This is a genomic window from Flavobacterium sp. (genome assembly GCF_025352425.1).
In the GTDB taxonomy this organism is placed as follows: Bacteria; Bacteroidota; Bacteroidia; order Flavobacteriales; family Flavobacteriaceae; genus Flavobacterium.
Genome location: NZ_JANXTI010000022.1, coordinates 16,831 through 29,957 on the forward strand (window position 1 = coordinate 16,831; position 13,127 = coordinate 29,957).

Here is a 13,127-nt window from a genome sequence, read left to right on the forward strand (position 1 = left end):
TCAATGCTTACTTTTGTTTACCCTTATTTACTATATTTTTGTTGTTAATTTTGTTACTCCGTTGCTTCATCGGACTCTTTTTTGTGAATTTTAGGTTACTCTTATGAGTTTTTAACTGCTATTTAATGGTAAATACTGCTAAATACAGCCAAATACAGGGAGAGATTATTAGTAGTAACAAAAAAAGTAATTAAAAATGAGCAGTAACATTAGGATTCAGAGAGTTTGTCAGTTTTGTAAACAAACTTTTGTTGCAAAAACTTTTAGCACAAAATATTGTTCCCACAATTGTAATTCAAAGGATTATAAACGAAAATTAAAAGAGGAAAGAATTAGTGCAGTTAATAAAGAAGTAAAAATCGAAAAGACTATTAAAAAATCTTCAAAAGCAGAATTCAGTGTTGAATTGTTAAACCAAAAACCTTATCTAAATATTGCGGAAGTCTGCATCTTACTGAATATTTCTGATTCCACTATTAGAAAATATTTAAAAAATGGACTAATCCCAAGTTTACGAATTGGTAAAAAGCATATAGTTAAAAAGGTAGATTTAGAAAGTATTTTAAAGCTAACAATTTAGATTGGTCCCAATATATCAGATTTGTAATCATCAACACTCTTTGATTTTTTGGAATTGCTAATAACATCATTATCAAAAACATTGTCTAATTCATCAACAGGCTTTTCTCTTTTAAATTTAATAGTTCGTACAAATTTTTGTTTTCCGTAGTATTCCGATTTTACTTCGTATTCTTCCAAAAATCCGTATGTAAATAATTGTTTTGTCCAATTGGTAATACTCCCAATACTTATATTCATTTTTTCTGAAGTAGTTGTTCTTTTTTTAAAATATCCCTTTTGGGAATTACTCATTGTATTGTATTCTCCCCATAGTAATTTAGAACCTGTTGTTAAATTAGTATGGTTATAGATTTCAAAGGGAATAATGCATAAGCTAATAACTGCTTCTTCATCAATTTTTGGGATTTCAAATTTTTTTAATTTATCTGTTAAATAATATATTCGTTTATCCTTATTATCTTTAATTAAATATCCTTTTGCAATTAAACTTTTTCTGCAAAGCCCCACAATATTGGGGTGTAATGAGAATAACTCTCCAACATCTATATGAGTCATTACATTAAATTTTTTTTTCGAATTAAAAGTATAATCTAACGACAAAATTAATTTTTCGTTTTCAGACAACTCTTTATTGGATAATATTTCAAACGGAACTTTTATGTTAAATCCTTTATTTAACTTTTTTTGTTCTTTCATAAACTATTTTTAATACTTATTGAGCAAATTTATAACAACATAACCAATTTTGTACTTTAACATCACTAATTTTAATTTTCAATAACACCAATTTTAAACTTCAATACCACCAATTTTAATTTTCTATATCACTAAATTTGGATTTGTATATATAATAATTCATTCAAAGAGCTTAGATAATCATTCTATAATAATAGATAAATAGCAAACAACTAACGTTGTTGCGCCTTTCTTTTAGAATTACTCTTGGTTCTATGAATGATTATCTAAGCTCTTTGAATGAATTACTATGTTGTACATTAGAAAAATATATTTTGGTATAAAGTATCAAACGGTAAATTAAAATTGTTGTAACTTATTAAAAAGCATATTGTGGATTGAATTAGAAATAAATTTAAAACGAATTTTAAAATCGTAAACTAAAGCAATAAAAATTTGTGGTTGTAATTATAGAATAAAAACACTTAAAAAGTCGGTTACTTTCGTAGAGAGAAAGTAACTAAACCTATTGAAAAATATAAATTAGGTAGATTTTACACGCTTTCTGTTGTCTCCTATATAATTTTAGGCTGAATGTCGCATAAAATTAGTAACACTAAAGCGACAAACTATGAAGATTTACCTAATGGTTCGTGAAGGACAACTTTCTAAAAAATCTATTGAAAAAGGAAAAACAAAAATGAATAGTCTTTACTTAATGTATCATGATTCAGATACACAAAAGAGGAACTATGACTTTTTAAAATTGTATTTGTATGATAAACCCAAAAACTTCCTTGAAAAGGAGCATAATAAAGAAACTAAACTACTTGCTGAATCGATTAAAGCACAGAAGACTTTGGATTTACAAAGTAGAAAACATGGTTTTGTTAGTAGTGTAAGTGGAAAAATTGGTTTTTTAGAATACTTTAAGCAAATGACCGATAAAAAGTATGAAGTTAATGGTACTTATGGAACTTGGTCGAGTACATTAAAACATTTAACTGCCTTTTGTAAAGGTAAAGATATTCCAATAGCGAAAGTCGATGATTTCTTCATTGAAAACTTTAAAGCATATTTACTGACTGCTAAAATATCTACAAATGGTAGTCGCCTTTCTCAGAACTCAGCCCTCTCCTATTTTAATAAAATTAGGACTGCATTAAAAGAGGCGTTCCAAACAAAAATGATAGTTGAAAATCCAATGATGAGAGTAAAAGGAATTAAGGAAAAAGAAACTAACAGACAGTATTTGACTTTAGAGGAACTCCAACTATTAGCAAAAACAGATTGCGAATATCCAACAATGAAAGATGCCTTTATTTTTAGCGCTTTAACAGGATTGAGATTTTCAGATATAAAAGCATTAAAATGGAAAAACTTATTTTATAGCAACCAAAATGGTTGGATGATAAAGTTTACCCAACAAAAAACTAAAGGAGCTGAACATCTTCCTATAAGCGATCACTCTATTAAAATTATTGGAAATAGAAAAGAAGACGACAATTTAGTTTTTGATAATTTAATTTATAGCGCATATCATAATTTAAAACTAAGAAAATGGATTGAGGATGCGGGGATTGATAAACATATAACATTCCATTGCGCTCGACATAGCTTTGCTACTTTACAACTAACAATGAATACTGATATTTATACAGTAAGTAAGCTATTAGGACATCGTCATTTGAAAACAACTGAAATCTATGCAAAAGTCATAGATAAAAAGAAAATAGATGCTGTTTCTAATATGCCTGATTTGTATCGATAAACCAAAATTAAAAACAATTGCCATATAATTCCAATTAAAAATGCATTAGCAGAACTATTGAATTATAAGATTAATCGAAGAATAGAAATTGAATTGATTAAAATTAAAAATTTGATAGTTATGACTGCAAATAGTATTTCATTGACTGATATGATTCATATCATTAAGGCACGAGGTTTTGCAAACACGGAAGAAGCCGCAAAATATTTAGGACTAAGTATTCATTACATTAGGAGATTATCCAGAAATAACATTCTGAACTCATATAAACCAAGTGGTAAGTGTATTTACTTTAAAGTAGAAGATTTAGACAATTACTTATTGAATAATCAACGATTAGGAAAAGATATATTATCCTTAAAATCTGCTAAATATTTATTTAATAAAAAATGATTGATTAAGTATAATTCCGCTCTGTTCTAATAAAAATTCGAAAAAAGTAATTGAATAGTGCTTTACGGTGCTTTTTTAAATATAGAAGTTCTCCTTCCTATTCATCGGCTAATGAACTATTGGGAAGGAAATCTTTGGGAGAGCATCCAAAGTATTCAGCTAATTTATTGATATGTGAAAGATTATATTTTGCTCTTAACTTGGAACTTTCAACACTACCAATAAAACCTATTGAAAGATTTAGAGAATAAGCTAATTCCTTTTGTGAAATTTTCTTCTCTATTCTCATTCTTCTAACAGTATCTATAACATACTGCTCTATTGGATCTATAGTTGAATTGTCCATAAACTTACGTTTGGACAAAGTGAGTTAATGCTTAAAAAATATTCACTTATACAGGTATAAGTATTTGATAATTTATGATATTTGTTTAAAAAAAATTATGATAAAATTGAAAACAAATTTTTTGGGATTAATAACGATAATGATATTAAACTCATGCAGTAGTAGTAATGATAATCCTATTAACATTGAACAACCAACAATAATAAATAAATGGAAATTGAGTGATTGGAAACTAAACAATGTTGAACAAACACTTACCACTTGTGATAGGGAAAGTTATATACAATTTAATAGTAATGGAACATTTGATAGAATTGATTACTCATTACAAACTGGAAACTGTATTGAAGAAGGACATGATAATGGAAACTACAACTATAATACATCAACAAATAAAATTACTTTAAACTTTACTGATGTTGTAAGTGGAACACAAATTGAAGTTTTAAATAATGTTCAGTTAACTTCAACAAAAATAGTATACACTTGGGATGAAGATGGTGATGGAAATGATGAACACAAATTAGAATATCTAAAAAATTAAAAATTATGAAGATTAAAGTATTTAATATTTTCTGTATTGTTATTTTATTTTCAACAATTTGTTATGGACAGGAATTTAGTAATTTTAGTAATGTTGAGGATTTCTTCAATTTACAAAAAAATAAAGTAGAAGAAATATTAATTAAAGAAAACGGTTATAAATTAAAATCAAAAGATTTAAAATCTGGAATTCTAACTTATACTAAACAAAACTCGGTTTATACATTTGTTGTTAATCTTAAATTTAAAGGAGATCAACTTAGAATGATTGGTTGGAATGATATGATTAATAGAAGTCTATTTATCGTAAATGATATTGGTAATGATGTCAGTTATAGAATTGATGAAACAAAAACTAATGATTATTTGGGAGTTTTTACCTCTAAATCTATTGAAAAAGGATTTGTAGTATCTATTTTTAAAACACAACCGAATTTACAAAAAGGAATGATTTCATTTACTTTGAGTAATGTAGGGAGTAGTAAGACAAAAAGTGTAACTACTAAAGGACTGTCAATAACGAAAGAAACCAAAGAAAATGAACCAGCTTTGATAAAGGATATTTTTAGAAAAAATGGAAAAATCTATATTTCTTTGGATATTGTACAAATTGAATATACCAAAATAAACGATTATAAAGTAATTAACCAAAATTCTAAAATTAGAACTTTTGAAGTTTCGGAGAATGTAAAAATTAAGGATAATAATTGTAGAACAATAGTAGAGAACGATTATCTTATAAAAAATAGAGAAATACACATCTCAAAAAAGAACAATGAAATTTGTATGTTCTCCTCCGTAGATGGAATTATAACAGAAATTAATTTTGGGTGTTGGAATTAGTGAAATATTTACATTTTAAAATAGAGATTTTTACTAAATGGGGTACGGCTTCGTAAATTCTCCGTTATTTTAGTGTAAAGTTATTTATTGTATCGGAAAGTAACTATTGAATTATTACTTTCCTAGTCACAACTTTAGAATCAGAAGTTATTTTTGCCAAATAAATTCCCGAAACTAAATCGGTGTGTAACGTAATTTCTCCATTAAAATTTTGCTCAAAAACTTTTTGCCCTAGCGCAGAAAACACTTCAATTTTTGCATCAGTTGTGATTCCAAAAATGCTAATGTTATCTTTTGCCGGATTTGGATATAGAACAACTTTCGCAGCATCAAAATGAGTAGTTGATAAAGATGCAAACCAGGTCTGCCCAAAGTTCGCGCCAAAAACATAATCCGCTAAGTCAGGATAATCAATAAACGGATTTCTATTCATTTGCCACGTATAGATATAGTTGTTTCTGTTCAATTCAAAATCATCTTTTGGGTCAGAATGATTCCATGCTAACAACGTCATTAAATCCCCTATTTGCCCAATAATATTTTCATTCGGATTTCCATTTACAACGTTCAATCCGTTGTATCGAACTGCCATATAAAAACAGGCACGAGCTACATCACCCTTCCAACTGCTGGTTGGTGTAGCTGTTGGCCCATTATAATCAACACCATAATTTCTGTTATTTCGGGAAGAATTTTCCTGGCCGTCAACAGCTCTTAAATGATGCGCATCAGATAGTCCTGCACCAATATCATCGGGCCCGGTCGAAGACCAAACATTGATTCCGTCAGGAGGCGCATTATATAAATCGCCATAATTCCCTCTTGACTGACAATAGATGTGTTCCCTATTCCATTTCCCAATAATACTGCTGCCGGTTTGATAATCAATTTTAGAACGAGGCTGTTCTGTATAAATTAACCAAACTTGATTACTATTCAAAGGATTCTGATCTGCTGTTTTTAATATGTTTATAATGTCGCCATAAGTATGCGCACGAACTACAGCCGGATTGGCAATAATATCCTGAAGAGCCTGCTTTAAAGCATTACCTGATTTTCCTTCTAAAGAGGCATAGTAACCCGCAGGTGCAGTACTTGAAATATTTCCGTAGGTAGGATTTGCCGGAGTACCAAAAGGTAATGTGAAAAAGTTGACATCATTAACCCTGATTATACTATTATTATTGAGCACAATGTAATTAGATGGTACAGTTCCGATGCTCACTTTCATTTCTTCATCACCATCATTTGTGCCATCATTCAAAATTTGAATTACCGTTGAAGCTGTTGCTGCTCCGGATGGAATAGTAATGTTTAGATTTCCTGTAAAATCAGATGAATTAAACGAACCATTGCTTAGTGTTATCGAGAAATTTAAATTAGAAGTTACAGCAACATCGGTCGTAAAGGTAAGCGTTATACTTTGCCCTTCTGAAATAGGGCTAATAGGGTTAGAAGTCGTTGTGATGCCGTTGTAAATAATTCCGGAACCATCATTGTTGGCTCTTGGAGTTGGTGCTTTTACTTCATAGGTTCCATCCGTTTTTCTTTGAATGGATTGTGTGGATGCTAATCCGTTGGCATTTTCATTATAACTAGTAGTTTCGCCCAAGGCAGTCATTAAAGCCGTTGCCGAAGTTGTCCCACTATTGCTGTACACTAAAGCATCAATCAAATTTGAAGAAGTTCCGGCCGTATTGGTTGGAAAATCAGCCGCATCTCCCAAATAAATTGCTACGCCATCAGGACCATTTTGAATAGTAGCCTGCGGTATAGCATAGGATGCTGCCGGATTCACTAATGGATTTCCTAAAAGAATATTTCCATTACCATCAGTAACTAAACCATCTAAATCAACAGCATAATAACTAAGATTTGTCAATCCCGAAGCGCTTCCATTAAAGAAAACCAATACGTAACCATCTAATGCAAAAAAGGGTGATGCCGATTTTAATTCTATAAATTCTTTGGTATCCGTAGATGGCGTATCAGGATCGATTTCATTAATAACAATTTGGGCATTACTTACTGAAAAAACAGCAAGCGCCATAAGGAGCAGTAATTTTTTAAACATCATTCTTAAATTGTGGTTCGCAAATATATCTATTAGAAAAAGCAAAACATAATTCCACCTTTTAATTAACAATAAAAAGGCGCCAAACCTGTTTACTAAGAAAAAATCTTTAAATATTTGTAGCTATAAACTTGGTGTAAAAATTAAACCGTGCATTTTCAATTCAATTACACTATTTTTACAAAATCAATCTTTAGTAGTGTTAGAACTTTTAGGTTATATCGGGGCTTTATTTATTGGAATAGTATTAGGAATTACCGGCGGTGGCGGTTCGATACTAACGGTTCCCATATTGGTTTTTATTCTAAATTATAATCCGATAATCGCTACTGCTTATTCATTATTTATCGTTGGAACAACGTCTGGATTTGGTACCATCCAGAATTTAAAAAAAGGACTTGTCGTTCCAAAAACGGCGATACAATTTGCTATTCCTTCGGTGATTGGCGTTTACTTAACCCGTAAATTTATTGTGCCAAGAATACCGGAAACAATATTTTATTTTGGTTCTATCCAATTATCAAAAGCCACTTTTCTGATGTTGATTTTTGCCATCGTTATGTTTATGGCTGCCTATTCGATGCTGAAAACAAAACAAGAAAGTGACGTTGTCGATTTTAAAACCAAATCTTTGTCAGTTGTTATTATCCAGCTGTTCTTTGTGGGGATTTTAATTGGATTGATTGGTGCCGGCGGTGGTTTTTTAATTATTCCTGCTTTGTTGAAATTTGCCAAATTACCAATGAAAAAAGCCATTGGCACTTCGTTGTTGATTATTACTATTAACTCGCTGATTGGCTTTACAGGTGATGTTCAAAATATGGAAATCGATTGGGCATTCCTCATTTCGTTTACCACTTTTTCTGTGATTGGAATTTTTATTGGTCTTTATATTCAACATTATATTAATGACAAACACTTGAAAAAAATATTTGGCTTTTTTGTTTTAATAATGTCATTCTTGATTCTTTTCAAGGAGCTTCTATCATAAATATGCTAAATTCATCACTTATCTTTGTAGTTATTATTTAATTTTGCAACCCGAGACCTTTGGGTCGAAGTGTACGAAAAAAATTTTTGGTTATGAAAATCGAACAAATATATACCGGATGCATTGCTCAAGCCGCTTATTATCTTGAAAGCAATGGCGAAGCAGCAATCTTTGATCCACTGCGTGAAGTGCAACCTTATCTTGACAGAGCCAAAAAGGATAATGCCAAAATTAAATACATCTTTGAAACTCATTTTCATGCCGATTTTGTCTCCGGACATCTAGACTTGGCAGATAAAAGCGGTGGAGAAATTGTGTACGGTCCAACGGCTAATCCGGAATTTAAAGCCATAATCGCTACCGATAACCAAGAGTTTAAAGTTGGCAATTATACTGTTAAAGCATTGCACACACCGGGACATACTCTAGAAAGTACTTGTTATTTACTAATTGATGAAAACGGAAAGCAACACGGAATCATTTCTGGCGACACCTTGTTTATTGGTGACGTTGGCCGACCTGATTTGGCTCAGGCCATGACAGATGATTTAACTCAGGAAAAGTTGGCAGGCTATCTTTTTGATTCATTACGAAATAAAATCATGCCTTTATCTGATGATTTGATGGTTTATCCCAGTCATGGTGCAGGAAGCGCCTGCGGAAAAAACATGAGCAAAGAAACCACGGATACTTTGGGCAACCAGAAAAGAACAAATTATGCATTGCGGACTGATATGACCAAAGAAGAATTTACCAAAGAATTACTTGATGGTTTGGGGCTTCCGCCAGCGTACTTCCCTCAAAACGTTATGATGAATATCAAAGGATATGACAGTTTGGACAGTATTATTCTTAAGAGCAATATTGGACTTTCGCCAAGAGAATTTGAAGCGGTTGCCAATCAGGGCGATGTTATAGTTTTGGATGTAAGACATGAAGATGACTTTGTAAAAGCGCATATTCCGAATTCGATATTTATTGGTATTCAGGGAAATTTTGCGCCATGGGTTGGTTCAATGTTGCGTGATATTAACCAAAAACTATTGTTAGTTATTCCTCAAGGAAGAGAAGAAGAAACGATTACAAGATTATCGCGTGTTGGTTTTGACCATGTCCTGGGATTTCTGAAAGATGGCATCGATGCATGGAAAAAAGCCGATTTTGAAACGGATAGCATTCATTCTATTTCACCCGAAAAATTTGCCATCGAATTAAATTCAAAAAGTATAGTAGTTGACGCCAGAAAACCAAGCGAATATGAAGCCGAACATGTGGAGAAAGCCTTGAATATTCCTTTAGATACAATCAATGAAAACTTTCAAAGTGTTCCGAAGGGAAATGATTTCTTTTTGCATTGTGCAGGCGGCTACCGTTCTGTTGTTATGGCATCTATCCTAAAATCGAGAGGAATCCATAATCTTATCAATATTGAAAAAGGAATGAGTGGTATTAAACAAACAAGCGTGAGTTGTACAAAATTTGATTGCCCATCAACAAAAAAATAAATCAAAAAAAAGTTAATTAACTAATTATTCAAAAGGCAAATTAGATACATTTGCATTCGTTAAAAATTTAAAACAAAAAAATGAAAAAAATACTTCTTTTAGTAGCTGTTGCCGTAGTTCTGTTTTCATGCAAGAAATTAGGTGAAGGCGAATATGAAATTACTGGAACTGTGAAAGGAATGAAAACCGGATTAGTTTTCTTAGAAAAACAAGGTCAAATGGGTATGGGTCCACAAGCCATCGATACGGTAAAAATCGTTGATGGAAAATTTGAAATCAAAGGAAAAACGGCAGAACCGGAAATTCATTTTCTTCAAATTGATAAAGTAAACGGTAAAATTCCTTTTATTCTTGAAGGGGGTGAGATTGCAATTACCGTTGATAAAGACAGTGTATTCAAATCGAAATTAGCAGGTACTTACAGTAATGAAGAGTTTACGAAATTCAATGATGAATCTACTAAAATTCAAAAAAATCTGCAAAAAAGTGTGATGGCTTTTCAGATGAAAAACATGGCTGTGATGAATGAGGCGCAGAAAAACAATGATACGGTGACAATGAACAACCTGAGAAACGAATATGATTTAGTTCAAAAGCCAATAACAGATTACACTTTTGGTTATCCAAAAACGCATCCAAAATCATTTATCAGTGTTTTGATTATTCAAATGATGTCTAACAATCCTAAGTATACAAAAGATATCGATGGGCTTTATAATTCAATTGATGAATCATTGAAAAAGACAAAACCTGGAAAAGCAATTAAGCTAAACATAGACAGTTTAAAAAAAAAGCCAGCGGTAAAGTAATTAGTGTTGGTCAACCAGCACCTGACTTCAAAGCACCTACTCCGGAAGGAAAATTAGGTTCTTTAAAAGAAAGCTTGGGGAAAGCAACTTTAATTGATTTTTGGGCATCATGGTGTGCCCCTTGCAGACAAGAAAATCCAAATGTTGTAGCGCTTTACAATGATTTTCACGGTAAAGGATTGAATATTATTAGTGTTTCTCTGGATGAAGATGCTGCAAAATGGAAAGACGCTATTGCTAAAGACAAGCTAATCTGGACACAGGTTTCTAATTTGAAAGAGATGCAGGATCCCATTGCTTTGCAATATGGAGTCACTCAAATCCCTACAACTTTTTTGTTGGATGCCTCCGGAAAAGTTGTTGCTGTAGATTTAAGAGGTGATAATTTGAAAGTAAAAATAAAAGAACTCTTAAGGTAAAATAATACTGAAACAGTACCATATAGAAAAAATCTCCCGAAGGAGATTTTTTTATTTTACTTATAACCAAAACGTTGGGAAAAGCCAGTTAAATTCGCTGTTTTTTATTTGCGAAGCTGAAAAGTGTTTTTATATTTGCAACCGAAACAAGCAAATGGGGAGATACTCAAGCGGCCAACGAGGGCAGACTGTAAATCTGCTGTGAGAACTTCGCAGGTTCGAATCCTGCTCTCCCCACGAATAAATAGAACAAGAAAGGAAAACGCCAAGCTAACTTGAGCGTTTTTTTGTTTGAATAAAACCGTCTTGAGTCGTAACTGCTTGGTATGACTAGTTCGGTCGACGTCATATTAGCTTCGGTCAATGTCAAATTGGTTTCGGTCGATGTCATATTAGCTTCGGTCGATGTCATACTACCTTCGGTCGACGTCATATTAGCTTCGGTCGATGTCAAATTGGTTTCGGTCGACGTCAAATTAACTTCGGTCGACGTCAAATTAGCTTCGGTTGACGTGATATTGGTTTCGGTTGATTACTTTTTTTCTAATGTTTAATTCACTGGGTAATGTTAATTAACTGTATAAAGTCTCCCTCGCGGAAGGCAAAAGAAAATTGTTTTGAGTTTTAGCCGGAAAATATCGAACAAAAAAACTCTTCAAGAAAATTGAAGAGTTTTTTTGTTTAGTAGCATGCCGAACTTTTTATTCCAACGCAAAAGTTACGCTTACATTCGTATTTATTTCTAATTCGCCAACAGCTAACGTTTCTCTTGGCGCTCCGGCGTCTTCAGCCATCGCCATCATATTTCCTTTATACATTGGTTGTGGAGTATAACTTTGCGAGTTGTCAGTAATTAGCAATGCTTTTCCAACTTTCTGACCCAAAACGGAAACATAATCCTGTGCTTTTTGTTTGGCATTCAAAATGGCTTTTTTTCGGGCGTCTCTTTCGTACTCATCCATTTTAGACGATTTGAATTCAACTCCACTGATAGAGTTTACTCCTGCATCATTCAAGCCCATCATTACATGATCATATTTTGATAAATCCTTAAGTGTGATACTTAATGTCTGACTGGCCTGAAAATTATATTTCTTTTTTTCGTAATCATAGCTTTTATACAAGCTAACATTGTTTGTTTTATAATCGGTAGCAGGAATACCGCTTTTCTTTAAAAACTTAATCACTTTATCCACTACTTCATCATTCAGTGTTTTTACTTCCTTGGCGTCCTTACCCGAATTTTGAAAACCAACTGTTACCACTGCTTGATCCGGCACTATTTTTACTTTTCCTTCTCCGGTAACCGAAATTTGTGGCACTTGGTTTCTTTGTTCTTGTGCTTGTAATGCTATAGCGAAAAAGGTTGCTATAATTAAAAATGATTTCTTCATAATACTTATTTTTATTGGTTGTTGTTCCTGCTTTTCAAAAGTTGTGCCAATTATAATTTTCCCATTTTGGCCATTATAAAAAGGATGATAATTGGGATTGCTAAAAGAATAACCATGAAAGTGCTTTGTTCAAAAAGCATCGGGTCTTTTAACAAGGTGATAGCATAACCGCCAATGGCTCCACCAAAATGCGCTGTGTGTCCAATATTATCTCTTTTTGATTTCATTCCATAAATAGAATACAATAAATACCCAATTCCGAATATATATGCAGGCATTGGTATAACTCCAAAAATGCCAATCGTCATGTCGGGATATAATAAAATTGCGGAATATATAATTCCGGTCACCGCACCCGAAGCACCCACCGCCCGATAATTATATTCATTACCATGAAAAACCATTGTGAGCAAACTACCAAAAATCAAACTTCCCGCATAGATTAACAGAAAACTGAGATTCCCTAGGGTTTCCGTTACTACTGGGGCAAACGAATACAAAGCAATCATATTGAACAACAAGTGCACAGCATCCGCATGCAGAAAAGCAGAAGAAACCATTCTTATTTGTTCACCGGCACGAATGCTTCCCACATGAAATTGATACTTTCTAAAAAAAGATTCATCGTTGAATCCTTTCATGCTTATGAGCACATTAGTCGCTATTATGGATAATAAAAAAATGTTGACCATTTGAAATATTTTCAGTAAAAATAATACTTCTTTAGCAATTGATAAATAGAACACGTTAAAATCACTTTAAACTTTATATTTGCATAAAAT

Annotated in this window: 15 protein-coding genes and 1 tRNA gene; 11 read left to right on the forward strand and 5 right to left on the reverse strand. The window is 32.2% G+C overall.

The window, feature by feature from the left end:
* The first annotated feature begins 196 nt into the window (after positions 1-196).
* Complete coding sequence (locus Q0Q99_RS02340; RefSeq protein WP_293890849.1) at positions 197-580, forward strand: helix-turn-helix domain-containing protein; 384 nt, start codon at positions 197-199, stop codon at positions 578-580.
* Here Q0Q99_RS02340 and Q0Q99_RS02345 read toward each other — a convergent pair.
* Positions 577-1,278: a hypothetical protein gene (locus Q0Q99_RS02345; protein ID WP_293890852.1), complete on the reverse strand. Its 702-nt coding sequence runs from the start codon at positions 1,276-1,278 to the stop codon at positions 577-579. The two genes, Q0Q99_RS02340 and Q0Q99_RS02345, sit on opposite strands and share 4 nt — an antisense overlap.
* Before the next feature lie 610 nt (positions 1,279-1,888).
* On the opposite strand from Q0Q99_RS02345, the gene Q0Q99_RS02350 reads away from it, so the two are divergent.
* Positions 1,889-3,028 (forward strand): site-specific integrase, encoded by a 1,140-nt coding sequence (locus Q0Q99_RS02350; protein ID WP_293890855.1) that lies wholly within the window; start codon positions 1,889-1,891, stop codon positions 3,026-3,028.
* A 150-nt stretch (positions 3,029-3,178) separates the two neighbouring features.
* Positions 3,179-3,421 (forward strand): helix-turn-helix domain-containing protein, encoded by a 243-nt coding sequence (locus Q0Q99_RS12870; RefSeq protein WP_367174962.1) that lies wholly within the window; start codon positions 3,179-3,181, stop codon positions 3,419-3,421.
* 97 nt (positions 3,422-3,518) lie between these two features.
* Here Q0Q99_RS12870 and Q0Q99_RS02355 read toward each other — a convergent pair whose 3' ends face one another.
* Positions 3,519-3,767 (reverse strand): helix-turn-helix transcriptional regulator, encoded by a 249-nt coding sequence (locus tag Q0Q99_RS02355; RefSeq protein WP_293890858.1) that lies wholly within the window; start codon positions 3,765-3,767, stop codon positions 3,519-3,521.
* Between the two features lie 97 nt (positions 3,768-3,864).
* Between Q0Q99_RS02355 and Q0Q99_RS02360 the strand changes: the two genes are divergently transcribed.
* Positions 3,865-4,311 (forward strand): lipocalin family protein, encoded by a 447-nt coding sequence (locus Q0Q99_RS02360; protein ID WP_293890861.1) that lies wholly within the window; start codon positions 3,865-3,867, stop codon positions 4,309-4,311.
* A 5-nt stretch (positions 4,312-4,316) separates the two neighbouring features.
* Complete coding sequence (locus Q0Q99_RS02365; RefSeq protein WP_293890864.1) at positions 4,317-5,153, forward strand: hypothetical protein; 837 nt, start codon at positions 4,317-4,319, stop codon at positions 5,151-5,153.
* Between the two features lie 103 nt (positions 5,154-5,256).
* On the opposite strand, the gene Q0Q99_RS02370 is transcribed toward Q0Q99_RS02365, so the two are convergent.
* Positions 5,257-7,230 (reverse strand): endonuclease, encoded by a 1,974-nt coding sequence (locus Q0Q99_RS02370; RefSeq protein ID WP_293890867.1) that lies wholly within the window; start codon positions 7,228-7,230, stop codon positions 5,257-5,259.
* A 196-nt stretch (positions 7,231-7,426) separates the two neighbouring features.
* Here Q0Q99_RS02370 and Q0Q99_RS02375 point away from each other — a divergent pair, with 196 nt between their 5' ends.
* The 6 genes from Q0Q99_RS02375 (at position 7,427) to Q0Q99_RS02400 (ending at position 11,505) form a co-directional block, all read left to right on the forward strand.
* A complete protein-coding gene (locus Q0Q99_RS02375; RefSeq protein WP_293890870.1) occupies positions 7,427-8,218 on the forward strand; it encodes a sulfite exporter TauE/SafE family protein in 792 nt (263 codons plus the stop codon).
* Between the two features lie 92 nt (positions 8,219-8,310).
* A complete protein-coding gene (locus Q0Q99_RS02380) occupies positions 8,311-9,723 on the forward strand; it encodes an MBL fold metallo-hydrolase (RefSeq protein ID WP_293890873.1) in 1,413 nt (470 codons plus the stop codon).
* Positions 9,724-9,803: 80 nt separating this feature from the next.
* Positions 9,804-10,532, forward strand: a complete 729-nt coding sequence (locus Q0Q99_RS02385) for a DUF4369 domain-containing protein (RefSeq protein ID WP_293890876.1) — start codon at positions 9,804-9,806, stop codon at positions 10,530-10,532.
* The gene (locus tag Q0Q99_RS02390; RefSeq protein ID WP_293891052.1) at positions 10,532-10,951 is read left to right on the forward strand and encodes a TlpA disulfide reductase family protein; all 420 of its coding nucleotides are present in this window, start codon (positions 10,532-10,534) and stop codon (positions 10,949-10,951) included. Before Q0Q99_RS02385 ends, Q0Q99_RS02390 begins: the two co-directional genes overlap by 1 nt.
* A gap of 156 nt (positions 10,952-11,107) precedes the next feature.
* Positions 11,108-11,188, forward strand: a tRNA-Tyr gene (locus Q0Q99_RS02395).
* An 89-nt stretch (positions 11,189-11,277) separates the two neighbouring features.
* Complete coding sequence (locus Q0Q99_RS02400) at positions 11,278-11,505, forward strand: hypothetical protein (protein ID WP_293890879.1); 228 nt, start codon at positions 11,278-11,280, stop codon at positions 11,503-11,505.
* Positions 11,506-11,652: 147 nt separating this feature from the next.
* Here Q0Q99_RS02400 and Q0Q99_RS02405 read toward each other — a convergent pair whose 3' ends face one another.
* Positions 11,653-12,345, reverse strand: coding sequence for an SIMPL domain-containing protein (locus Q0Q99_RS02405; RefSeq protein WP_293890882.1), 693 nt, complete (start codon positions 12,343-12,345; stop codon positions 11,653-11,655).
* A gap of 50 nt (positions 12,346-12,395) precedes the next feature.
* Positions 12,396-13,037 carry a rhomboid family intramembrane serine protease gene (locus Q0Q99_RS02410; protein ID WP_293890885.1) on the reverse strand — a complete coding sequence of 214 codons (642 nt, stop codon included), beginning with the start codon at positions 13,035-13,037 and terminating at the stop codon, positions 12,396-12,398.
* Positions 13,038-13,127: the final 90 nt, after the last annotated feature.